The organism is Pseudomonas sp. SLBN-26 (genome assembly GCF_006715895.1).
Taxonomy (GTDB): Bacteria; Pseudomonadota; Gammaproteobacteria; order Pseudomonadales; family Pseudomonadaceae; genus Metapseudomonas; species Metapseudomonas otitidis.
The window spans coordinates 172,968-194,829 of the sequence record NZ_VFOB01000001.1 but is presented as its reverse complement, the minus strand read 5'-3'; the positions used below and the strand labels follow the sequence as shown (position 1 = coordinate 194,829).

Here is a 21,862-nt window from a genome sequence, read left to right as displayed (position 1 = left end):
TCAGGCTGGCCAACCCGGTGATCAATGCTCAGGCAGACGCGGAGCCCGTGTCAGCTGGCGTAGAGGTAGGCCTCGACGTCCATGCCGGCATCGCGCATCTGCGCCAGCTTGTAGCGCAGGGTCCGGGGGCTGATGCCGAGCCGCTCGGCCGCCTCCTTGCGACGCCCCCGCTCCAGGCGCAGCGTCTCGATGATCATCTGGAACTCATGGCGGCGCAGGTCCTCACCCAGCGCGCTGGCAGCGTCGACCGTAACCGGCGGAGTATCGACTGGCGGCGCAGCGGAGACCGGTACGGACGACACAATCGGCTGCGGCGCCAAAGAACCGACACTCATACCGATGGGCACGTCCAGGCACAGGTCGTGGGGCTGGACAATGCCGCCCTGCTGGAGAATCAGCGCCCGCTGGATGGCGTTGTCCAGCTCCCGCACGTTGCCCGGCCAGGGGTGGCGCAACAGCGCATCGCGTGCCTCGCGGGAGAGGCTGACAGGGGCGTGGTTCATCTTGCGGACGTGCTTGGCCAGCAGGCGCTCGGCCAGGGGCAGGATGTCCGCCGGGCGCTCGCGCAAGGCGCGCCAGGCCAGGGGGAAGACCGAGAGCCGGTAGTAGAGGTCTTCACGGAAACGTCCGGCCGCCACCTCTCCCACCAGGTCGCGGTTGGTGGTGGCGAGCACGCGAATATCCAGTTCGATGGGCTTGCGCGCACCGACGCGCTCCACCTCACGCTCCTGCAGCACCCGCAGGAGCTTGGCCTGCAGCGCCAGTGGCATTTCGGAAATCTCGTCCAACAGGATGGTGCCGCCATTGGCCAGCTCGAACTTGCCGGGCTGGGCAGCGATGGCGCCGGTGAATGCCCCTTTCTCGTGACCGAAGAGCGTGGCTTCCAGCATGTTGTCCGGGATGGCCGCGCAGTTGATGGCGATGAAGGGCTTGTCCGCACGGGATGACTGCAGATGGATGTAGCGCGCCAGGACTTCCTTGCCGGTGCCGGACTCGCCGGAGATCAGCACGGTGGAATCGCTGCGGGCGACCCGGGCCGCCAGCTCCAGCAGCTGGCGGCTGGCCGGGTCCTCGGCGATGGGGCCTTCGGCTTCGCCACGGGGGACATGGCCCAGGGCATGGCGCCCGACCAGGTCCAGCAGCACACGGGGCTCGAAGGGCTTGACCAGGTAATCCGCCGCGCCCTGGCGAATCGCATCCACGGCACGCTCGACGGCGCCGTAGGCGGTCATCAGCAGGACGGGGAGCTGCGGATAGCGCGTGCGGATCAGGGCCAGCAACTGGTGCCCATCCATGCCCGGCATGTTCACGTCGCTGATGACCATGCCGAAGGGCTCCTCGCCCAGGGCCACCAGGGCGGCCTCGGCGCAATCGGCCTCACGGTAGGCGTAGCCGCCGAGGGCCAAGGTATCGGCCAGGGCTTCGCGCAGGGCGCGGTCGTCTTCGACCAGCAGGATCTTGACGGTCATGGAATCACTCCTGTTTAGCCGGCTGTGCCGCCAGCAGCGGCAGAACCAGGGTGGCGCAGGTGCCCAGCCCCACGCGCGAGCGCAACGTCAGCTCGCCCTGGTGGGCACGTGCCACGGCCTTGACCACGGCCAGGCCGAGGCCGGTTCCGGTGGTCTTGGTGGTGAAGAAAGGCTCGCCCAGGCGCGCCAGGGTGGCGGGCTCGATGCCAGGACCGTTATCGCTGACGGACAGGTGCAGGGCGTTGCCACGGGCAAAGAGGTGCACCTTCAGGCGCAGCCGAGGACCGGCGGCCTGGGTGGCGTTTTCGATCAGGTTCAACAGTGCACCGACGAGGGTGTCGCGGTTGCACAGCACCTCTCCCCCACTGATGTCGCACTGCCAACGCACCTGGGCGCCGGCGAGGTGAGGCTCAGCGGCCGAGCGCAACGCGGCGAACAGCATCACCGGCGCAAGGCGATCCGGCAGCGGCAGGTCGCCCCGGGCAAACACCAGCATGTCGCGCACCTGGTGCTCCAGTTCATGGAGGCGTTCCTTGAGGCGACTGGCAAAGCGCTGCTGCTGCTCGGTCGGCAGCACCTGCTCGGCCAGGTGGCTGGCATAGAGCAAGGCGGCGGAAAGCGGGGTGCGGATCTGATGAGCCAGGGAGGCGACCATGCGCCCCAGCGAGGACAGGCGCTCATGACGGGCCAATTCGTCCTGCAAGCGGCGGGTTTCCGTCAGGTCGGCCAGCAGCACCAGTTGACCAGGCTCACCGTCGAGGGACCGGGTGGCGATGGAGACGCGACGGCCATCCTTGAGGGATATCTCATGGCCGTCGTCCTTGCGGGGAGCGAAATTGCGCGCGATGACCTCGCGCCAGAGCATGCCGACCAGGGGGCGCCCGAGCAGGCTGCAGGCCACCGGGTTGGCCTCGCGGACGACACCCTGCCCATCGAGGACGATGACGCCACCAGGCAGCAAATCCAACAGGCTCTGCAGGCGCTGGGCCAGGCGCTCCTTTTCAGCCAGCTCCTGCATGCGCTGAGCACTGACCAGAGCCAGTTGCCCCTTGAGCTCGGTGACACGCGCTTCGAGCACGTTGTACGACTCACTGAGCTGAGACGACATCTGGCTGAACATGGCGAAGGTCTTTTCGAGGCTGGCACGGCCGGCCTCTTCGACATTCACCTGGGTGTTCTCGTCGTCTTGCTGTGCGGGGTTGGCTCTTGCGGTCATTTCAGTCTCTCGCTCGGCAAACCGTCATCCAACGGTCGTTTCACAAGAGACTTAGCAATACCCGTGCCTAAAAATTAATCCATTTAAATCAGCTAGTTAGCAAAAGGACGTCAATCTTCCGCCATATCTTCGTCGCGGCGGCTCATGCCGTACTTGCGCATCTTCTCCACCAGGGTGGTGCGGCGGATGCGCAGGCGTTCGGCGGCACGGGCCACCACACCGGCCGCATCGTCCAGCGCCTGCTGGATCAGCTCCTGCTCGAGGTTGCCCAGGTAATCCTTCAGGTCCAGGCCTTCGGGCGGCAGCATCGCCGGAGCACTGACGCCGGGCAGGCCGGCGCCAATGGCGGAACGCTCCTCCAGCTCTTCGCGCAGGCTGGCGGCGAGTTGCTCGTCCTCGTCGTCCACGTGGCGGAACTTCTTCGGCAGTTCGCTGACGCCGATGACGCCGTAGGGGTGCATGATCGCCATGCGCTCCACCAGGTTGGCCAGCTCACGGACGTTGCCCGGCCAATCGTGGTTGCACAGCGACATGATGGCGGCGGAGTTGAAGCGGATGGAGCCGCGCTTTTCGTGCTCCATGCGGGAGATGAGCTCGTTCATCAGCAGTGGGATGTCCTCCACGCGCTCACGCAGCGGGGCCATCTCGATGGGGAAGACGTTCAGGCGGTAATAGAGGTCTTCACGGAAGCTGCCGATCTCGATCATCTGCTCGAGGTTCTTGTGGGTCGCGGCAATGATGCGCACGTCGACGTTCTGGGTTTTGTTGCTGCCAACCCGCTCGAAGGTGCGCTCCTGCAGCACACGCAGCAGCTTGACCTGCATGGGCAGCGGCATGTCGCCGATCTCGTCGAGGAACAACGTACCGCCGTTGGCCAGCTCGAAGCGGCCGGCACGGCTGGTGATGGCGCCGGTGAAGGCGCCCTTCTCATGGCCGAAGAGCTCGCTCTCGAGCAACTCGGCGGGGATTGCGCCGCAGTTGACCGGTACGAAGGGCGCTTCGCGGCGCTTGGAATGGTAGTGAAGGTTGCGCGCCACCACTTCCTTGCCGGTGCCGGACTCGCCGAGGATCAGCACGCTGGCATCGGTATCGGCCACCTGCTGCATCATCTGCCGCACCTGCTGGATCGCACGGCTGGTGCCCACCAGACTGCGGAACAGGTTGGGCTCGCGCTGGCGACCACGCTCGCGGGCCTGGTCGTACATCTCGCGGTAGACCTGGGCACGGTGCAGGGAGTCGAGGAGTTTGTTGTAGCTGGGCGGCATCTCCAGAGAAGCCAGCACGCGACGACGGATGTCTTCCGACCACTCGACTGGAGCCACCTGGTCGATCAGCAACACCGGCAGGAATTCGTCCCAGTTGCCGACCTGCTTGAGCAGCTCCAGCACACCGCCCTTGGACTGGACCTCACCCAACAGCACACAGAGCACGTCGCGGCTGGCGCTGCTGGCATCCGCCATGGCACGCCAGTCGGCGCTGCCGCAGGCCAGGTGGTCTTCACCGAGGAAGTTCAGAATGACTGTCAGGTCTCGACGCCGATCAGCGTTGTCATCGATCAGCAGAATCTTGGTTTCACGCCACATCGGTCTGTTCTTACTCGAAAGCGGGCGCCACTGGAACGCGGCAAGAAAAACCGACGTACCTCAAGGAGTTCCGCCGGCAATTGGCCAGTAGTAAAGTCAAAAACACCGACTGAGTCAAATTTATGGCGTGTATTTTTCAGAAGCCCCGATGACCTCGCGAAAGGCCATGAAAGCTGCACCGAGGGGCATCGGTGCAGCCTGGATTCCACTCAACCGAAGAGCTGGTAGACCTTGGCGCCCTGGCTGGCACGAACGATCTGGCTGAGCTCAGCCGCTACCTCGTCACGCTGTCGCGCGCAGGATTCAGTCAGTTGGCGATAGACCTCGATCAGCGCTTCGAGCTGGGCACGCAGCCCTTCTTCGATGTCGCCGCAGTCCAGCATCGCCACATTCACCTGTTCACGGCACTGGAGGTCCAGGCGCCCAACGGCCTCCCAGTCCTGGCTTTCGAAGGCGGAGACGAGCGCCTCCCGGGTCTCTTCGATCTGCTTGAGCATGGTCTGGCTCATGGTGCTTTCCTCAAACGGGCGCGATGGCGTCCCAGCCGGATTTCACTTCGCGCAGCAGCCCTGCCACTTCGTTGACGAGCGCAGGGTCGTTGACCTTATTGGCCTCGATCAGGCGAGCGATCATGTATTCGTAGAGGCGATCGAGATTCATGGCGATCTCGCCACCCTGGGTGGGATCGAGCGCTTCGCGCAACCCGCCGATGATGGCGATGGATTTGCTGATCAGCTCGCCCTTGAGCGGCGCCTGGTCGCGCATCATCGCGCCCTGGGCCTGTGCCATGCGCTCCAGACCACCTTCCATGAGCATCTGGATAAGGCGGTGGGGGCTGGCTTCGGCAACCTGGGCCTGGACATTGACCCGCTGATACTGCTGCATGGCCATCATCGCGTTCATTTGCGCAACTCCTCGTGAACCGGTGTTTCGTCGATGTTCATCTTATCGGCCGGTCCTACCAGAGCTTAAGCCTCCATCCATCTTTTTTCGCGATCAGGAGGCTCGCGCGTCAAACTCAAGATCAGCTGCTGGACGTGCCGGGAAGTTTCTTGAGTTGCTCGGTCAGGTTCGTGCTGGTGCTCTGCATCTGGCTCAGCAAGCTGTCCAGGGTCGTGAACTGCTTGTAGAGACGGGTTTGCAACACGGTCATGCGCACATCCAGTGCAGCCTTCTGCTTGTCGACACTCTTGATGGTGTCGCGCAAGACCGTACTGCGCTGTTCAAGCACCCCACCTGAAGCCGTGAACGGCTTGGCTCGATTGGTCAAGCGATTGGCCAATCCGTTGTCACCAGTGAAGAAGTCAGAAATACCCTGCACATCCTTCGCAATCGCTTTGTCGAGCTTGGTGTTGTCCAGCTCGAGGGTGCCGTCTGTCTTGGTCGCGATCCCCAGGCTTGCAAGCGCCTTGACGGTACCGCCATCACTACTCTGGGTGACCAGCTCCGTGCGCAAGTTCGCCAGCAGACCACGAGCAGTGGAGTCACCAGCAAGAGCCGCCACAACAGGCTTGCTGCCTTCTACTGCAGTCACTTTGGTCAGACTGTTGATGGTGGAAACCATCTTGTTATAGGCCGTAACGAAGTTCTGGACGTTGGTTTTCACTGCGCTGGTGTTCTGTGACACCGTGAGCGTCAACGGCTTGCCGACCTCGGTCGCGGCGGTGAGATTCAGGGTCAGCCCTTCGATCGCGGTGGACACGCTGTTGGAGTCGCTGACCACATTCAGGCCATCAACGGTCAACTTGGCGCTTTGTGCGGTGTTGAGGGTCTTTCCGGCGGCTGCAACGGCAGCATTGTACTCAGCAGGCGTGGCGAAGTCGGAGGCGTTGAGGGCTGCGCCAGGAAAGGTCAGCTTGCCCAGGTCAGTGGCGCTGCCCGAGGTACTGGTACCGGTCATGGTGATGTCCTTGCCATCACCCATCTTGCTGCTGCTCAAGACAAGGCGCGAACCCTGGCTGTCGGTCACGATAGTCGCGCTGAGCCCCTTGGCGGCACCCTGCTTGTTGATCGCATCTCGGATGCCGGTCAGCGTGTTGTTGGTGCTGTCGACGGAAATGTTGAGGGCATCCTCACCGCCGATCTTGATATCAAGCGTTCCGGAGTTGAATGTGGTCGTTGCGCCATCGGCGAAAGCTGCCGAGGCGATCTTGCTGCCTTGAGCGAGCTGGGTGACGTTGATGCTGTAGGTGCCTGCCACAGCGCTTGCAGTAGCGGTAGCGTTAAGTGCAGCCGTATTGGAAGAGACGACACTACGGGACAGGAAGCTGCTCGGACTGTTGAGCAAGGCCATCGCAGTCTGGAAGTCGCTGACGGCGCTCTTGAGGCTACCCAGGGCGGTGAGCTTGGTAGTGGTCTTGGACTCAAGCGAATCCAGCTGGTTCTGTTTCGGCGCCCTGGCGTTGTTCACCAGTGCCTTGACCGTCGCGTCGATGTCGAGCAGTCCCGAACCCACTGTGCCAATCGTTGTGGCCATTTCACACCTCCGTCAAAAAAACGTCCCGAATCCCCTTCCTGGAAGGATTGGCAGAGCAGCAAACAAGAATCGCGCCAACTCAAGCCTTTGCTTCGAACATCAGACTGCGGATGTCGTCAAGCCGTTCAGCAAGCTTGAGAAGCTCCTCCGATGGAATCTGGCGAATCAGCTTGCCCGAGTCGGTGTCGATAACCTTCACCACCACATCGCCAGTGGAGTCATCCACGCTGAACTCCAGCCCGCGCTTGACGGCCTGCACGAAGGACTGAATGTCGGACACCGCCGACTCCAGATCGGCGCCCTGGCCTTTACGGACATCCTTGTCGTCCTGGGCGGCCGTGCCGCTGGCTACCGGAACCGCAGTGGGCGTATTCGGGGTGACGCCGTTTTGGGAAGGCGTCGTACCGCTGGTGTCCTTCACCAACCGAGGGATGGCGTTGACCGACGTTATGCTTGAGATATCCATGTTTTACATACCTCACAATGGCCAAATGGGAGGAAGGGTAAGTCCCTTCCTCCCATCAGTGACTAGGCGCTCCGCCTCACTTACCTCAGCAGGCTGAGGACCGACTGCGGCAACTGGTTGGCCTGGGCCAGGATCGCCGTACCAGCCTGTTGCAGAACTTGGTTCTTGGACAGCGTAGCGGTTTCGGCCGCGAAGTCAGTGTCCTTGATCCGGCTCCGAGCGGCAGATGCGTTCTCGGAGATGTTCTGCAGGTTGGAGATGGTGTTGTCGAAGCGGTTCTGCACAGCACCGAGGTCGGCACGCTGGGAGTCGATCGCCGCCAGGGCGCTATCGATTACCGCAATCGCGCGCTGGGCACCATCGGCGGTGGAGATGTCCACGTTGGCCACCGTGTTCAGAGTCGAGGAACTCTGCGAGAACACCTCGGTGGTAGAGCCGGTTACCGCGAAGGAAGTCGGGGAGTCCAGCTGCACGTAACCGAAGGCCTTACCGCCGGCAGCCTTGACGTCTGCCGCTGCCCCGAAGGTTCCATCGTTACCTTGGACAGCCACATCAATCGTACCCGCCGAAGAACCGGTCGCAGTGCCGAACTCAATCGTTTCACCAGTAGACGAGGTGATGGTGATCTTGTCGCTCTGCTTGTCGTAGTTGGCAGTCAGGCCCAACTTACCGGCGTTGGAGTTGATCTGGTTGGTCAGGTCCTCGTTGGAGGTCACACCCACCATCTGCACGGTGTTGCTGCCCACGGTGATGTTGAAGGTGGCGGCACCGGAGGTGAAGTTCACGTCTGCCTGAACCACGGTACGGGCAGTGGCGGACAGACCAGAGATGGAGCCGTCGAACTTCTGGGCGATGCTCTTCGCGCTGTCAGTTGCAGTGATGTCGATGTCTTTGGTCTGGCCGTTGCCAACCACGGTCACAGTGCCGGAGCTGAAGGCGCCGCCGCTACCGGTGATCAGGGTACCGGTCTTGGTGGTGGCTGCAGCGGAAGCACCGGCCGAGTTGGTGGAGGCACCACCGCCGACCTGGTAGGAGCCCAGCTTGCTGGAGGAAGCATCGCGCAGGGTCACGTCGATGGTCTCGTAGGCTTTGGAGCCGACCTGGAAGCTGGTGGTACCGAAGGAGCCATCCAGCAGCTTGCGACCACCGAAGGTAGTGGTTTCGGCGATACGGGACAGTTCGGCCTGCTGGGCGGTCACTTCTTTCTGCAGGGCGGCACGGTCGTCGGCGCTGTTGGAGCCAGTGGCGGCCTGGATGGACAGGTCGCGGATACGCTGGAGGATCGCGGTGGACTGCTGCAGGGCACCTTCAGCGGTTTGCGCCAGGGAGATGCCGTCGTTGGCGTTACGAGTTGCCTGGTTCAGGCCGCTGATCTGGTTGGTCAGACGGTTCGAGATCTGCAGGCCGGCGGCATCGTCCTTGGCGCTGTTGATGCGGGCACCGGTGGAGAGACGTTGCAGCGAGGTGTTCAGCGAGTTGGACGATGCGTTCAGGTTACGCTGAGTGTTGAGCGAAGCGATGTTTGTGTTGACTGTAAGTGCCATGGTGGCGTCTCCCGAAGTACCTAGTATTTGCCTGAGCCTGCGACCTTCAGGACCTGCTGCTCAGGTGCCCCTAGAATTCGCATTCGAACTGTTTATCGGCGCTTGTCGGAGGACCTTTAGGGGAGATTCGAAATTTTTTCTCCCGGGGCTTGCTCAACAAGCACGAACTGTGTCCGTACCAGGGTTATCGGCGGGTATGACGAAGCTTTAGGATTTCGCCATACCGTTCGTCGGCTCCTGAAAAACTCAGTCCGGCAGCCACGCCGAGCGCCAGCGCTGCAGATTCTCGCCCTTCAGCATCCACTCGCCGAGCACACGCTCACGCAGCGCATCGCCCTGCCGGGCAGTGGCGTCCAGATCGGCCAGGTGCATGCGCACTGCATCCAGCCAGTCCTTGAAGCGGTTCTTAACCCGGGTCACCGGCAGGTCGCCGCGGTAGCAGACGGCGTCGGTGCAGATCACCGGGAAGCCGCAGGCACCGTACTCCAGCAGCCGCAGGTTGCTCTTGCACTCGTTGAACAGGTTCGGCTCCAGCGGCGCCAACGCCAGGTCCAGGTCCAGGCTCGCCAGCAGCGCCGGGTACTGCTCGATGGGCACGCCGCCGTGGAATTCGTGGATATAGGGACGGATACGCTCCGGGCACATACCGAAGAAGACCCACTCCACCTCGTCCTTCAGGGCCTTGACCAGGTCGGTGATCAACTCCAGGTCGCCCAGGTGGCTGCTCCCCCCCGCCCAGCCGACACGCGGTTTGCGGCCTCGACGGCGCTGGCTGCGCAGGTTGCCCCACCAGTGTTCGGGGAGGAAGTTGGGCACTACCCGGATGTCCCCATGGAGGTCGCGCAAAGCCTCGGCCAGCGGCTCGGTGGACACCACGAAGCGATCGGTCAGCGCCACCGCCTGCCTGAGCGAACGCAGGATGTCCTTCGGCATGGTGTCGCGGTGCACGCTCTTCAGCGGCAGGTTGGGCAGGTAGTCGTCCAGCTCGTAGACCTTGAATACCGAAGACAACGCCTTCACCTCGCGCATGCCCTCGATCTGCGGCTCCATGATCTGCCGCTGGAAGACGATGCTGGTGGCCTGGAAGCGTTCCAGTTCCACCGGGGACAGGTGCACCCCACTGGCCATGCCCTCCGCCCAACCGGCCGCCTTCAGTGCCGCGAGCGGCTGGCGCACACGGTAATGTCCGCAGCCGGTGATGTCCGCCGGGTAGCACAGCACCTGCGGCAGCAGCGGATCGCGCACGCGGCGCTCGCCGTACTCGAAGCTGAAGCCCGACCCGGCCAGCGACAGGTTGCGGTTATAGGACGGATCGTTCGCCAGCACAGGTAGCCAGCGCTGCAGCATCTCCTCGCGCTCGGCCTTCAGTGCCGCCTGCCTTGGCAGCGCGCCTTCAATGGCAAGAATCGGCAGGTCGATGCCATCGCGCCGGACCACGCTGTGAGGCGTCCACACATTCAGCAGACCCGAAGCGCGGATACGCAGGCACAGGTCCACGTCGCCATAGAAGGCCGACAGCTTCGCCTCGTCCATCCCGCCAACGGCCACATAGGCTTCGCGACGCACCATCAGGCAGGCGCTGCCAACGGCGCTGTAGTTCTGCGTCACCTGCAGGCGATTGAGGTAGCCCGGAGCCTCGAAAGGTTCACCCACAAAGGCACGCCCCGCGACGTCATGGAGCCCCAGCACGATGCCGGCCTGCTCGACGCTGTTCATCGCATCCAGCACCTTGGCCCCTACCACCCCCACTTCCGGGCGCTGGGCCTGGTTGACCAGCTCATCCAGCCATTCGGGCTGGACGATTTCCACGTCGTGGCCCAGCAGCAGCAGGTACTCGCTCTCCACCGTCATCGCTACCGCGTTGACCATGGCCGAGAAGTTGAAGGGGCCGGCAAACCGCCACACCTTCACCTGCTCGCTCTGCAAGCCCTCGACCCCCTCCAGCCAACTGAGGGTCGCCGCGTCCTGGCTTTCGCAATCCACCAACAGCAACTCGTAATTCGGGTAGCGGGTGTGCTCCAGCAGGGTTTCCACGCAGCGCTGCAGCAAGGGAAGGTGATCGCGTACCGCCACCACGATGGAGACCCGCGGCTGCTGCGGGTGCCCATAGTGGATGTGGTAGCGCCTCGGCATCGGGCTCTCGACCCGCGCCTGGAAGCCGCGCTTCTCCAGGTGTCGTTCGATGGCCACCTGCTCGTAGGGGTTGGCCTGCAATACCGGAACGGGAGCGCTCAGCAGCACCTCGTCGACATGCTCCAGCCCTTGCAGGCCATCGCGTTCCACCAGGCGCAACAGCAACTCCAGCTCGGGCGCCTCGACGAAGATCGGGTCGAACCCGCCCTCGGCCAGGAACACTTCCCGCCGGAAGAACCAGCGCGGCGCCAGGCTCAGGGGGAAGCTGAGCAGCAGGTCGAGGTTGAAGTCCGGCTTGAAGCACGCCCCGCGGGCACCAGAGGGCGCACGCTGGAATTCGTCGCCATACACCGCCCGGCACCCTTCCAGCCGCTCCAGGCGTCGCACCATCGCCAGCAGGCCGCCCGCAGTGAACGTCACGCCCGCCTCCACAACCTGCAACCAGTCCACATCGGCCTCGGCGGCCCAGGCGTTGATCGCCTGCAATTGCTCACCCTCGGCCACGCCCAGGCCCATGACGCCGGGCGGAGCCGACAGCCCAGCCGTGCTCAGCAGCACCGGGACGACATGGGGGTAGAGATTGGCTGCCAGGCTGTCCAGCGTGGCGGAGACCGCATCGGCATCGCCGTGGCGATCCAGCACCACCACTGCCAAGCGGGGCGGCCGCGGCTGCTGGGTCGCCAGGCTGTCGAGGATGCGCGCCAGCGCCAGCCCTTTCGGCGTACCGGAATCCAGCCAGTCCTGCAGCTGGTCGCTGGCCAGCAGGCGACGGGGTTCCGGCAGCGCCATGCGGCCCATGAACGCGGCAATGGCCGCCGTCGAGTTGCGCGGCAGAGCCTCTACGCAGGCCTTCGCGCGCGCCCGCATCGTTTCGCGGTGAACGTCATCCGTCAGCAGCCGGCGGATGGCGTCGGCCAGTTCGTCCGCCCCCACGGTGGCGACACCCTGAGCCGGCACAAGGCCGGGCCCATAGAAGAATCCGGTCTCGGTCATCAGGTTGAGGGCCGGTGTGCCGACCAGCATGGCCTCCACCTGCAGGCCCGAATCCACGGCCACCAGCACATCGGCGCTGAGCAGGAAGGGCAACGGTGCGCCGTCGGCGTAGCGGTAGTCATTGGCACCCAGGCCGTACTGGGCCGCCAGCAACTGGACCTGCTCAGGCCCGAAGCGCCCCTGCGGACGCCGGCCCTTGATGATCACCTGGGCTTCACCACCCAGGGCCCGCACAGCCTCCAGGTAGGCCCGCAGCACCTGCTCGTCGATGGCCAGCTCCGGCGGCAGGCTGTGCTCGGCCAGCAGCGTAGTGCCCAGCACCACAATGGGCCGCGCGGCATCCAGCCCCAGTTCCTGGCACAAGGCCGCGCGGGCACTGGCCCGTTCTTCGCGGGCTTCGAACAGCGAGTCGAACTGCGGCAGACCCAGCACATGCAGACGCTCCGGATCGAAGCCGGCGTCGCCGTAGAGGCGGCGGCTGTCCTCGCTCCACACCACCATCAGGTCGGAGTTCTGCTGGTCGTGCACGGTATAGGGGTAGCAGAGCGTCGGGTTGTGCTCGATGTGCAGGGAGGGGATGCCCCGCGCCTTGGCCCAGGCCACCAGGGTCTTGGAACCGAACATCCAGTCCTCGTTGACGGCGACCAGCTCCACCTCGTAGGTCGCCGCCATCCGGTCCAGCGCATCCACCAGGGCAAAGGACACCGGCAGGGTTCGTGCGGCCACATCCTTCAGGGTGGTCTCCCAGCCGTCCCACTCCAGGCCGGCGGCCTCCAGGTCGGGGCGCAGGTCCTGGCGCACGGTGTCGCTGAAGGCCAGCGCCTGGCGCTGGTCGAATTCCGCCTGGGCCGAGGGCATCGCCTGGTCCAGCAAGGGGTCGATCACCACCAGCTCGCCGCCATGGCGCTGGACCATGGCCTCCAGCTCCGGGGTCAGGCAGCCCTGGAAGGTGATCAGCGTCCGCGGCTCGTTCTCGCTCAGGTAGCGCTCCAGCAGTGGAATGTTCTTCGGCCAGAGCTGGGTGATGAGGGCACGTACAGGTTGGGACATGGGGATCACTCGGCCGAGAAAGCGTTGAACAGCGAATCGAGCATGCGCGGGAAGGCCTGGTAGTCCAGGGCGCCGCTGAGGTCCACGCCCCGGTACTGGTAAGCGGCCTTCACTTCCGGCTGACGCTCCCAGGCCTGCAGGCACTGCAGGGCCACGAAGTCGGTGTGGTACTTGCGATGCCAGCGGCGGAAGGTCGCCCAGTGCTGCTCGCCCAGCAGGGCCGACAGGTCCGGCAGGCTGGCCAGCGGTGTGGGCTGCGCGCCTTCACGGAAGAACCAGACCACGAAGAGAAAGAAGCGATTGCGCGGACGTGCCAGGTGCGCGGCCAACTGTTCGGCGAGGGCTTCGCGGCTCAGCTCCGGCTGGCCGGGCAGCGACTCCAGGAAGGCCAGGAAGGCCGCGAACGCCGGGTCGCTGTCGCGATAGCCCAGCCAACGTCGCCAAAGCGATGGCCAGTAGCCGCAGGGTTGCTCGGGGTCGAAGCCGTTGAAGCCCGCCGGCAGCAGCTGCCGCCAGGCCGGCCGGCCCTGCATCGAAGAAGGAAGAACGAGTCCGACCATAGCGCTACCTGCCTTATCGCAGGCCCGACCATCCGGGCGGGCCTTGTACGGAAAATTGACGTTGCAGCCCGTGGAGCAAGATTCACACCAGCAACTGGATTCCACGCGGTTGGGTCAGCCGCTGCACGGGCTCGGGGAAGCTGAATCCATCCATGAACAGGTAACCGCTGCGCCCGCGGATGAAGTCGATGTACTGGCGGGCATGGGCGTTGTTGCGCGAGGCCATGAAGAACACAGCGTACTTCTCCTGCTCCACCGGCACCGGCCCGGTGGGCCAGCAGGCCTTGTGGTCCAGGCGGGTGTTGAAGATCACCAGGTCGCCGGCCTCGCTGGGGACGCGGTAGCCCTTCTGGCTCTCCTCGTACCAGCGCATGTCCACGCGGTGGGAACCGGGGATCACCTCCAGCCCGCCGCCGTATTCCGGCGTATTGGCCTGGAGGTAGAACGCGATCTGCACGATGTCGCAATCCGGCTCCCAGTGAAAACGATGCCCGGCCTTCTGCTGCGAATCGGTGTCCTTGTGCCAGGTGCCGTAGCCGCGGTGATGCAGGGCGGACTCGGGCAGCAGGACGAAATCCTCGCCCAGCAGCATCTGCAGCACCGTCAGGAACTCGGAGTCGAAGATGGCTTTCCACACCGCCGGGTAGCGGTTGAACACGTCGATGCGGATGCTGCCCAGGCTGGGGTTGTCGTAGATGTCGCCGGGGTAGCGGGTCTCGCTGGCGAAGGCCTTCACCAGTTCCTCGCGCAGATGGCGGGTGGTCTCGGGGGCGAGCAACTGCTTGACCAGGGCGAAGCCGTTGTCCTGGTAGCTCTGGCGCAGCGCCTTGGCGAAGGCTTCGTACTCAGACACGGGCGCCCTCCTCCGGCTTGCGGGCCATCACCCACATGTGGGACGACATCCCCGACTCCGCCAGGAAGCGCTGGAAGGCCGGGCCCAGCTCGTCCCAGCGGTTGAACAGCACGTCCTGCAGGAAGGGGTCCAGCTCCGCCTCGCGGCCTTGTGCCTGGACGCCCTTGCGCACCAGCTCGGCATCGAGCTTGCCGGGGGTGAAGCAGGCCAGGGTCTCCAGCCCGTGGCGCTGCAGCAGCAGCGGCAGCGAGCGGGTGTTGAAGTAGTTCAGGTGCTCATGGTCCACACAGGGGCTCTCCGGCCCCAGTTGCTGGACATCGAACCCGGCACCGTTCGGACACGTGAGGATCAGCGCGCCCCCCGGACGCAGCAGCGCCGACAGGCTGGCCACCACCTGGCCGGGGTCGAACAGGTGCTCGATCACCTCGAAGGCTGCGATCAGGTCGAAGCGCTGGGCGGTCGCGGCGGCATAGACCTCCACCGGTTGCTCCACCACCTCGAAACCCTGCTCGCGGCAGATCGCCGCCAGGTCCGGCGTCGGCTCGATGCCGACGATGCGCTGCCACAGCCCGCGCTGCTGCATCTCGCGGCAGAAGGAGCCATAGCCCGCGCCTACCTCCAGCAGGTCGCCACAGGGCAGGCCGATGCGCTGGCACAGCTCCAGCACCCGCTCCACCCGCGGCACGATCACCGACTGATGGCGCGCCTCGGCCGAAGCCGGGTAGATGTGCCGCGCCCAGTAGGCGTAGTTCTCGCTCTGGCGGTAGAAGTCCGCCAGCAGGCGCTCGCCGGGCCGGGGATTGACGTAGAAGCTGGTGCAATCCAGGCAGTCCACGTAGCGGAAGCCGTTCTTCTCGAAGCGTGGCCGGGCGCGCTCGCTGCCGCAGGCCGGGCACGCGCACTGGACGAACTCTTCATTGCGGGCCAGCAGGAAGGCGATGTCATGCAGCAGGGCCACACGCTGACCGGCCTGCAGGCGCGAAGGGCGGATGTCGTCTTCTTTCACCGTCGCACTCCTCAACCGGCACGCCGGTATTTCTGCTGCTGCGCCTCGGGCAGGTGCACCGGCCCGTAGGCGCTCGGCTCACCCCAGATGTTGTCCTTCCACCACTGGCCATCCTCGATCCACCAGACACGCGGCGAACGGAAGGTGTCGGCCGTTTCCCAGAAGGCCTGCTCGGTCATGCCCACGTAGTCCAGCCAGTGCTGCAGGTCGCTGGACACCACAGAGTCCATGCGGCGGACGATCTCGATGCCCTCCTCCCGGGTCAGGTAGCCGGCGCGGATGTCCTTGGAGGCATGGTCGGAGGCGCGGCCGTAGCCGAACTTGATGAACTTGAGCAGGTCGTGCACGCCGTTCTCGTAGCGGTCGTCCAGGTTGGACATCTGCCGGTAGGTGCGCTCGAAGGGCTTGTCGGCCATCTTCCAGCCGTAGCGTTCCTGCACCAGGCGGGTGTGCTGGTTCGGGTCCCAGGGGAAGAAGTTGCCGATGTAGATGCCCCGCACCCCCGTCTTGAGGATGTCGGCATCGCTGGGGTAGCGCGCCCACAGCAGGTCCTTCTCGCGCAGCGGCTCCTCGGGGTCGTCCAGCATGTCGCTCCACTCGAAGCCGCGCAGGGCGTGCTCGTGACGGACTCGCGCGCTGAATTCCACGTAGTCGTCCGGGTCGAACATCCCGGAGATGTCCCAGGCGGTCTCGCCCCAGATGATCAGCGGAATGTCGAACTTCACCGCCACCTGGATCGGGTAGGTCATGATCCCGCAGTGGGCGTGCCAGTTCATGTCGCCCATCTTGCGGAAGCACAGGCGGTTGAGCCGCTTGAGCACCTCCACGCTGGGGCCGAAGACCATGTGGTCGGCATCGAACACATGGCGCATGCGGTCGCGGTTGTAGTCCCCCTCGGGCAGGTAGTTGTTGCCGTGGTAGGTCACCAGCAGCGGCTTGAGGCCGTACTGGGCGGCGATCACGTGGGCCTGGTAGTAGCTGTCCTTGCCACCGCTGACCGGGATGATGCAGTCGTAGTTGTCGTTGCGCTTGCCGGCACCGGTCTCCTCCAGCACCCGCTCGAAGCGCTTGCGGCGCTCGTCCCAGAAGGTGGGCGGCAGCTGGGCGAACTGCTCGGCGACCTGGCAGGCCGAGCAGACACCGTGCTCGTCCAGCATCAGGTTGACGCTGGCCCGGGGGTACACGCAGCGGCTGCAATATTCCATGAAGAGGCTCCTAGAGACTGAGTAGCTGGGGGCTGCGAACGTTCAGCCCCTGCTCGAACAGGTACTTGCGCGCCAGGTAGACGCTCTGGTCGGTGTAATGAAAGATGTTGGCCGCCGCCACCGCGTCGACGCCGGTCAGCTCCAGGGCCTGGGCCATGTGCGACCACTCCCCCACGCCCCCGAGGGCGATCACCGGGATGTGCACGCTGGCGCAGACCCGGTCCAGCAGAGCCAGGTCGTAGCCCTGGCGCGCGCCGTCCCGGTCGATGGCATTCACCATCACCTCGCCGGCGCCCCGCTCCTGGGCCTCGCGCACCCAGTCCTCGACACGGCGGCCGGTGTCGCGACGCCCGCCTTCGGCGAACACGCGGTAGTCGTCACCCTGCTGCAGGACATCCACCGAGAGCACGATGCACTGCGAGCCGTATTCGCGGCTGGCCGCCTCGATCAGGCTTGGGTCGTCCAGGGCGGCGGTGTTCAGCGTGACCTTGTCCGCCCCCGTGGCCAGGCGCCGGGCGATATCGTCCAGCGAGCGGATGCGCCCGCCCAGGGTGATCGGCATGAAGGACGCCCGGGCGACTTCGGCGACGATGGCGTCGATGTCCTGCAGGTTGCGGCTGCCCAGGTCGTCACGGCCCAGGTCGTAGTGGTCGTCGCGGCTGATATCCAGGTAGACCAGCTCGTCGGCGGCCCAGTCGCTGAGCCGGCGGACGGCAGCGGAGGGATTGCCCAGCACCTGGTGGCGGGAAAAGCGCTTGCTCTGCACCAGTTGGCCGTTCTTCAGCAGCAGGACCGGGATGATGCGTTTCTTCTTCATGCCAGCTCCAGGAAGTTCTTCAGCAGCTGGGCGCCAGCCCGCTGGCTCTTCTCGGGGTGGAACTGCACGCCCAGCACGTTCTCCCGCCCGACCACCGCCGGGAAGCGGCTGCCGTACTCGACGGTGGCGATGACGTCATCGGCCGAGGCCGTGGCGAAGGCGTAGCTGTGCACGAAGTAGAAGTCCGGCGTGGCTTCCAGCCCCAGCAACAGGGGGTGGGGTCGCTCGCCCCGGATGTCGTTCCAGCCCACGTGGGGCAGCGGCAGGCCGGCACTGTCCAGCGCCAGCACGCGACCGGGTATCCAGCCGAGCCCGGCATGCTGGCCGAATTCATGACCCTCGTCGCTGAGCACCTGCATGCCTACGCAGATGCCGAGGAAAGGCTTGCCCTGTTCGAAGACCGCGCGACGCACACCGTCCAGCGGCAATTGCTGGGCGATTCGCGCCATTGCCGCGCCATAGGCCCCCACCCCGGGCAACACCAGGTGGGTGGCATCGGCGATCACCTGGGGATCGTTGGAAACCCGGGTTTCCCCCAGGGTGGCGAACAGGTTCGCCACCGAGCGGACGTTGCCGGAGCCGTAGTCGAGGATGCACACCCGGCTCATCGACCGCCTCCCGACAGGTGCCGCCAGGCCAGCGCCTGGCCGCGCTTGAGCGGCTCGCTGGCAACGCAGCGCAGCACCTCGTCCAGGTGCTTGGGCGGCAGGCCGAGGCCCGGACGGATGGCGCGCACGTTGTCGGCCGTGAAGGGCTCGCCGGCGGCGATGTCACGCACCACGTAGAGGGAACGACGAAACACCAGGGACTTGCGCTCGGCCGGCGTGGGCCCGTAGTGGACCTGCCCGAGGGCCTGCCAGGCCCGCTCGGTTTCGCTCACCAGGGCCGCCAGCTCGGCCGGTTCCAGGGAGAAGGCGGAGTCCACCCCGCCCTCGGCACGGGACAGGGTGAAGTGCTTTTCGATCACGCTGGCGCCCAGGGCGACGGCCGCCACCGAGGCGCCGACGCCGAGGGTGTGGTCGCTCAGCCCTACCTCGCAGCCGAACAGCTCGCGCATGTGGGGGATGCTGCGCAGGTGGGTGTTGGCCGGGCTGGCCGGGTAGGTGCTGGTGCACTTGAGCAGCACCAGGTCACGGCAACCGGCGCCGCGTGCCGCGTCGACGCAGTCCTGGATCTCGCCGACGCTGGCCATGCCGGTGGAGATGATCAGCGGCTTGCCGGTGGCGGCCACGCGGCGGATCAGCGGCAGGTCGACGTTCTCGAAACTGGCGATCTTGTAGGCGGGCACGCCGAGGGATTCGAGGAAGTCCACCGATGTGGCGTCGAACGGCGTGGAGAAGGCCTCCAGCCCGCGCTCGCGGGCGCGGCGGAAGATCGGCTCGTGCCATTCCCAGGGGGTGTAGGCCTCACCGTACAGGCGATAGAGCGAGGTGCCGCTCCACAGGCTGTCGGGGTCGCCGATGTGGAACTCGCCCTCGTCCAGGTCGAGGGTCATGGTGTCCGGGGTGTAGGTCTGCAGCTTCAGCGCGTGGGCGCCGGCATCGGCGGCGGCATCCACCAGCGCCAGGGCACGCTCCAGGGACTGGTTGTGGTTGCCGCTCATCTCGGCGATGACGAAGGGCGCCGCATCACGCCCGATGGCTCTGGCGCCGATCCGAAAGGTGCTCATCGGCTCTCTCCCTGCAGGGTTCGTTGAAACACACAGTGACGCTGGGTGAAACCGGCGCGCTCGAAGAGTAACAGCGAGGCGAGGTTGTCAGGGCGTACCCGTGCCTCCACCCCACTCACCTCCGGCCAGTGAAGGGCCAGGGCCGCCTCGCCGGCCTGCAGCATGTACAGGCCCCAGCCGGCCGAATCGCGACCGGGCAGCAGGTAGAGCGAGACCTCGACCCGCGCCGCCTCGATGCGGTCGTAGCGCAGCACGCCAACCGGGCCGTCCGCCGCCTCGGCCAGCCACAGCAGGTGCTGGTCCGGGCTGGCGAGCACACGCTCCAGCCAGCGCACATGGGACGACCACTCCACCGGCTCGGTGTTGAGCGACGCCCGCCGCACCAGCTCGGCGTTGCGCCCTTCGAACAGCAGCCGGGCGTCGTCCAGGGTTGCCGCGCGCATGCGCAGGTCACGGGCCAGCAGGGCCGCGACCACGCGTCGGACGCCACGCCCGTCCACAGTCTCCCGCCCCCGCGCCGCCAGGCTGCGGCGCAGGCCCGGGTTGCCGAGCAGAATCCGCAGCGCCGCACGGTAATCATCGACCGCCAGGTCGGCAGCTTCTCCCAGGTACAGGTGCAGGCCCGCCTCGGCCAGCCGCTCGGCATTGGGGCGCTGGTTGGGCGCCAGGGCCACGCAGAGCGTCGGCAGGCCCAGCGCAGCGCGCTCCCAGGTAGTGCCGCCGCCGGCGCCGATGCACAGGTCGGCCTGGCGCATCAGCTCGGCAAAGTCGTCGACGTGGCGGTGCAGGGTCCAGTGGGGGTGCTGGCTTACCCGCTGCTCCAGTTCGCTCCACGCCGGGTTGGCAGCGCCGGCGACCACGTCGACCGCCACGTCGGGAAAGGTTTCCAGCGCGGCCAGGGCCTTCAGGGTCTCGCCGCCGATGTCCACGCCGCCGAAGCTCACCAGTACCCGCTCGACCCGCTCGGCAACAGCGATCGGCGCGCCCTGGAAAGCCTCGCGCAGGAGCGCGAAGTGAGGCCCGAGCAACGGTTGCCGGACAGTCGCCAGCGAGTCGCCGTCCAGGCGTTGGCGTGCGGTGGCGTTCTGGTCCAGCAGCAGGTCGACCTCATGGGAGCGGTGCAGCAGGTCGTCGATGGCCATGACCCAGCGGGCACGCAGGCGAACGCCCCGCTCCCACTCGGCGCCGAGGCCGTAGTGGTCCACCACGCACCAGTCGAACGACGTGCCGGCGGGCAGCGCCTGCCACAAGGCGGCCAGGTCCTCTGCCCAGGGCAAGGGGGACTCCACGCAGGCGCGCTCATCCTCGACGCCTTCCAGGCGGTGCACCGGAAACCCCCGGGCGGCGATCAGCGCCAGCCCGTCACCTGGACCTGGCCGGCAGGCGAACTGCACGTCGCAGCCGGCCTGGCGCAGCGCCTCGGCCAGGGTCAGGCAGCGCATCACATGGCCGGAGCCGATGCGCAGGGACGCATCCGCCCGCACCAGCACCCGCATTCAGATGTCCCCTTCCAGCAGCAGCGCGGTGTACATCAGCTCGGCCCGGTGCCAATCGTCGGGGGTATCGATGTCCTGCACCAGGAAGCGCGGCAGTACCAACGACCGCGAATGCGCGGCGTGGATCGGCTCGCCACGGGTCCAGGCCTCGGTACGCCCCCAGTAGAACTGGCCGGCATCGTGGTAGGCCGGCTCCAGGTCCTGGGAGCGGGTTTCGCGGAACTGCGGGTAGAGCGACTCCACGCCGCCCTCGGCGGTGAGGCGCAGGGCGCGCTGCACCGGCGAAGCGAAATCGGTGACGGTGAAGGCGTAGTGCGCATCGGGGTGTTGCAGCAGCAGATCCAGCCCGGCCTGCAGGCTATCGGCCTGGACGAAGGGCGCGGTGGCGTAAAGGCAGCAGACCAGCTCCGGCTGTTGGCCGGCGGCCGCCAGCTCGGCAACGGCATGCTGGATGACCGCGACCGTGCCGGCATGGTCGTCGGCCAGGGCCGCCGGGCGCATGAAGGGCACCTCGGCACCCAGTTCGCGGGCCACGCTGGCGATCTCCTCGTCGTCGGTGCTGACGATCACCCGGTCGAACAGCCCGGACAGCAGGGCCGCGCGGATCGGGTAGGCGATCATCGGCTGGCCCTGGAAGAGCTTGATGTTCTTGCGCGGGATGCGCTTGCTGCCGCCTCGGGCGGGGATGATGGCGACGCGGCTCATGGGCGCTTCTCCAGCAGGAACCAGGTGATGTCGTCGGTGGGGAAGCTCGGGTCACGGCGGTAGACGAAGCCGTAGTCCACCAGGCGCAGGTCCTCGTAGCGGTCGAGCAGTTCGCCGGCGAAGTCGCGCTTGAACAGCTTGCCCGCGTGCCCCCGGTAGCTCACCTCCACCGGTGAGGGGTTGTAGTACTCGGCGACGAGTACGTAGCGCCGGCTGGCCTCGTACAGCTTGGCGTAGGCCTTGGGCAACAGCTCGGGCGGCAAGTGGATGAGCACGCCACGGGTGAACGCCAGGTCCACCGGCTGGTGCACCGGGTAATCGAACAGCGAGCCGTGCCAGACCTCGGCGATGCCCAGCCCCTGGGCGATGGCGTGGGCCTTGGCATTCAGCTCGACGCCATGCAGGGCAGCATCCGGCAGCAGCCGGTGCAGCGCCTGGAGGTTGAGCCCGCGGTTGGTGCCCAGCTCCAGCAGGCTGTCGAGCCGCCCGGCACGGCGCAGGGCCTGGGCGAAGAAGGCGGTGGCGCTGGCCACGTGGCGCTCGCCGTCGTTGCGGTCGACGTAGTCGTCACCGAACTCGCCCTGCCAGAAACGTTCCTGCTCGGTCAGTTCGCGCATGGCG

The 21,862-nt window shown here is 65.9% G+C and carries 19 protein-coding genes; all 19 read right to left on the bottom strand.

The features are described 5' to 3' along the window. Positions 1-50 precede the first annotated feature (50 nt). The 19 genes from FBY21_RS00910 to FBY21_RS00820 all read right to left on the bottom strand — a co-directional run bounded on the left by FBY21_RS00910 (position 51) and on the right by FBY21_RS00820 (position 21,858). Complete coding sequence (locus tag FBY21_RS00910) at positions 51-1,469, bottom strand: sigma-54-dependent transcriptional regulator (RefSeq protein WP_142007968.1); 1,419 nt, start codon at positions 1,467-1,469, stop codon at positions 51-53. A 4-nt stretch (positions 1,470-1,473) separates the two neighbouring features. Further along, positions 1,474-2,685, bottom strand: a complete 1,212-nt coding sequence (locus FBY21_RS00905) for a sensor histidine kinase (RefSeq protein WP_142007965.1) — start codon at positions 2,683-2,685, stop codon at positions 1,474-1,476. A 110-nt stretch (positions 2,686-2,795) separates the two neighbouring features. Further along, the gene (locus FBY21_RS00900) at positions 2,796-4,268 is read right to left on the bottom strand and encodes a sigma-54 dependent transcriptional regulator (protein ID WP_044408164.1); all 1,473 of its coding nucleotides are present in this window, start codon (positions 4,266-4,268) and stop codon (positions 2,796-2,798) included. 209 nt (positions 4,269-4,477) lie between these two features. Beyond that, positions 4,478-4,777: a hypothetical protein gene (locus FBY21_RS00895; RefSeq protein WP_044408167.1), complete on the bottom strand. Its 300-nt coding sequence runs from the start codon at positions 4,775-4,777 to the stop codon at positions 4,478-4,480. 10 nt (positions 4,778-4,787) lie between these two features. After that, entirely contained in the window at positions 4,788-5,171 is a 384-nt protein-coding gene (fliS, locus tag FBY21_RS00890; protein ID WP_074968136.1) for a flagellar export chaperone FliS, read from the bottom strand. 121 nt (positions 5,172-5,292) lie between these two features. Then, the gene (fliD, locus tag FBY21_RS00885) at positions 5,293-6,744 is read right to left on the bottom strand and encodes a flagellar filament capping protein FliD (RefSeq protein ID WP_107328831.1); all 1,452 of its coding nucleotides are present in this window, start codon (positions 6,742-6,744) and stop codon (positions 5,293-5,295) included. A gap of 79 nt (positions 6,745-6,823) precedes the next feature. Next, positions 6,824-7,210, bottom strand: a complete 387-nt coding sequence (locus tag FBY21_RS00880) for a flagellar protein FlaG (protein ID WP_142007963.1) — start codon at positions 7,208-7,210, stop codon at positions 6,824-6,826. 80 nt (positions 7,211-7,290) lie between these two features. After that, on the bottom strand, positions 7,291-8,754 hold the full coding sequence (locus tag FBY21_RS00875) for a flagellin (RefSeq protein ID WP_074968141.1): 1,464 nt from the start codon (positions 8,752-8,754) through the stop codon (positions 7,291-7,293). 246 nt (positions 8,755-9,000) lie between these two features. Further along, positions 9,001-12,930, bottom strand: a complete 3,930-nt coding sequence (locus FBY21_RS00870; protein ID WP_142007961.1) for a glycosyltransferase — start codon at positions 12,928-12,930, stop codon at positions 9,001-9,003. A 5-nt stretch (positions 12,931-12,935) separates the two neighbouring features. Continuing rightward, positions 12,936-13,490, bottom strand: a complete 555-nt coding sequence (locus tag FBY21_RS00865; RefSeq protein WP_139233565.1) for a hypothetical protein — start codon at positions 13,488-13,490, stop codon at positions 12,936-12,938. An 82-nt stretch (positions 13,491-13,572) separates the two neighbouring features. After that, on the bottom strand, positions 13,573-14,343 hold the full coding sequence (locus FBY21_RS00860; RefSeq protein ID WP_107328836.1) for a phytanoyl-CoA dioxygenase family protein: 771 nt from the start codon (positions 14,341-14,343) through the stop codon (positions 13,573-13,575). Beyond that, positions 14,336-15,349: a class I SAM-dependent methyltransferase gene (locus FBY21_RS00855; protein ID WP_052807619.1), complete on the bottom strand. Its 1,014-nt coding sequence runs from the start codon at positions 15,347-15,349 to the stop codon at positions 14,336-14,338. Before FBY21_RS00855 ends, FBY21_RS00860 begins: the two co-directional genes overlap by 8 nt. Positions 15,350-15,360: 11 nt before the next feature. Next, positions 15,361-16,554 carry an N-acetyl sugar amidotransferase gene (locus FBY21_RS00850; protein WP_044408191.1) on the bottom strand — a complete coding sequence of 398 codons (1,194 nt, stop codon included), beginning with the start codon at positions 16,552-16,554 and terminating at the stop codon, positions 15,361-15,363. 10 nt (positions 16,555-16,564) lie between these two features. Next, positions 16,565-17,371, bottom strand: a complete 807-nt coding sequence (hisF, locus tag FBY21_RS00845) for an imidazole glycerol phosphate synthase subunit HisF (protein ID WP_142007959.1) — start codon at positions 17,369-17,371, stop codon at positions 16,565-16,567. Further along, positions 17,368-17,979, bottom strand: coding sequence for an imidazole glycerol phosphate synthase subunit HisH (hisH, locus tag FBY21_RS00840; RefSeq protein ID WP_142007957.1), 612 nt, complete (start codon positions 17,977-17,979; stop codon positions 17,368-17,370). Before hisH ends, hisF begins: the two co-directional genes overlap by 4 nt. Next, positions 17,976-19,040: a pseudaminic acid synthase gene (gene pseI, locus FBY21_RS00835; RefSeq protein WP_044408199.1), complete on the bottom strand. Its 1,065-nt coding sequence runs from the start codon at positions 19,038-19,040 to the stop codon at positions 17,976-17,978. The genes hisH and pseI overlap by 4 nt, the downstream gene beginning before the upstream one ends. Next, positions 19,037-20,536 carry a UDP-2,4-diacetamido-2,4,6-trideoxy-beta-L-altropyranose hydrolase gene (gene pseG / locus FBY21_RS00830; protein ID WP_142007955.1) on the bottom strand — a complete coding sequence of 500 codons (1,500 nt, stop codon included), beginning with the start codon at positions 20,534-20,536 and terminating at the stop codon, positions 19,037-19,039. The genes pseI and pseG overlap by 4 nt, the downstream gene beginning before the upstream one ends. Then, positions 20,537-21,241, bottom strand: a complete 705-nt coding sequence (pseF, locus tag FBY21_RS00825; protein ID WP_142007953.1) for a pseudaminic acid cytidylyltransferase — start codon at positions 21,239-21,241, stop codon at positions 20,537-20,539. It lies immediately after the preceding gene. Then, complete coding sequence (locus FBY21_RS00820) at positions 21,238-21,858, bottom strand: pseudaminic acid biosynthesis-associated methylase (protein WP_044408208.1); 621 nt, start codon at positions 21,856-21,858, stop codon at positions 21,238-21,240. Before FBY21_RS00820 ends, pseF begins: the two co-directional genes overlap by 4 nt. Between the last annotated feature and the right edge of the window lie 4 nt (positions 21,859-21,862).

Coding starts and splice junctions, on each gene's coding strand:
- FBY21_RS00910 (WP_142007968.1), bottom strand. CDS start 1,469: ATGACCGTCAAGATCCTGCTGGTCGAAGACGACCGCGCCCTGCGCGAA.
- FBY21_RS00850 (WP_044408191.1), bottom strand. CDS start 16,554: ATGGAATATTGCAGCCGCTGCGTGTACCCCCGGGCCAGCGTCAACCTG.
- pseI (WP_044408199.1), bottom strand. CDS start 19,040: ATGAGCACCTTTCGGATCGGCGCCAGAGCCATCGGGCGTGATGCGGCG.
- hisF (WP_142007959.1), bottom strand. CDS start 17,371: ATGAAGAAGAAACGCATCATCCCGGTCCTGCTGCTGAAGAACGGCCAA.
- FBY21_RS00820 (WP_044408208.1), bottom strand. CDS start 21,858: ATGCGCGAACTGACCGAGCAGGAACGTTTCTGGCAGGGCGAGTTCGGT.
- pseF (WP_142007953.1), bottom strand. CDS start 21,241: ATGAGCCGCGTCGCCATCATCCCCGCCCGAGGCGGCAGCAAGCGCATC.
- FBY21_RS00905 (WP_142007965.1), bottom strand. CDS start 2,685: ATGACCGCAAGAGCCAACCCCGCACAGCAAGACGACGAGAACACCCAG.
- FBY21_RS00880 (WP_142007963.1), bottom strand. CDS start 7,210: ATGGATATCTCAAGCATAACGTCGGTCAACGCCATCCCTCGGTTGGTG.
- hisH (WP_142007957.1), bottom strand. CDS start 17,979: ATGAGCCGGGTGTGCATCCTCGACTACGGCTCCGGCAACGTCCGCTCG.
- FBY21_RS00875 (WP_074968141.1), bottom strand. CDS start 8,754: ATGGCACTTACAGTCAACACAAACATCGCTTCGCTCAACACTCAGCGT.
- FBY21_RS00865 (WP_139233565.1), bottom strand. CDS start 13,490: ATGGTCGGACTCGTTCTTCCTTCTTCGATGCAGGGCCGGCCGGCCTGG.
- fliS (WP_074968136.1), bottom strand. CDS start 5,171: ATGAACGCGATGATGGCCATGCAGCAGTATCAGCGGGTCAATGTCCAG.
- FBY21_RS00895 (WP_044408167.1), bottom strand. CDS start 4,777: ATGAGCCAGACCATGCTCAAGCAGATCGAAGAGACCCGGGAGGCGCTC.
- FBY21_RS00870 (WP_142007961.1), bottom strand. CDS start 12,930: ATGTCCCAACCTGTACGTGCCCTCATCACCCAGCTCTGGCCGAAGAAC.
- pseG (WP_142007955.1), bottom strand. CDS start 20,536: ATGCGGGTGCTGGTGCGGGCGGATGCGTCCCTGCGCATCGGCTCCGGC.
- FBY21_RS00900 (WP_044408164.1), bottom strand. CDS start 4,268: ATGTGGCGTGAAACCAAGATTCTGCTGATCGATGACAACGCTGATCGG.
- fliD (WP_107328831.1), bottom strand. CDS start 6,744: ATGGCCACAACGATTGGCACAGTGGGTTCGGGACTGCTCGACATCGAC.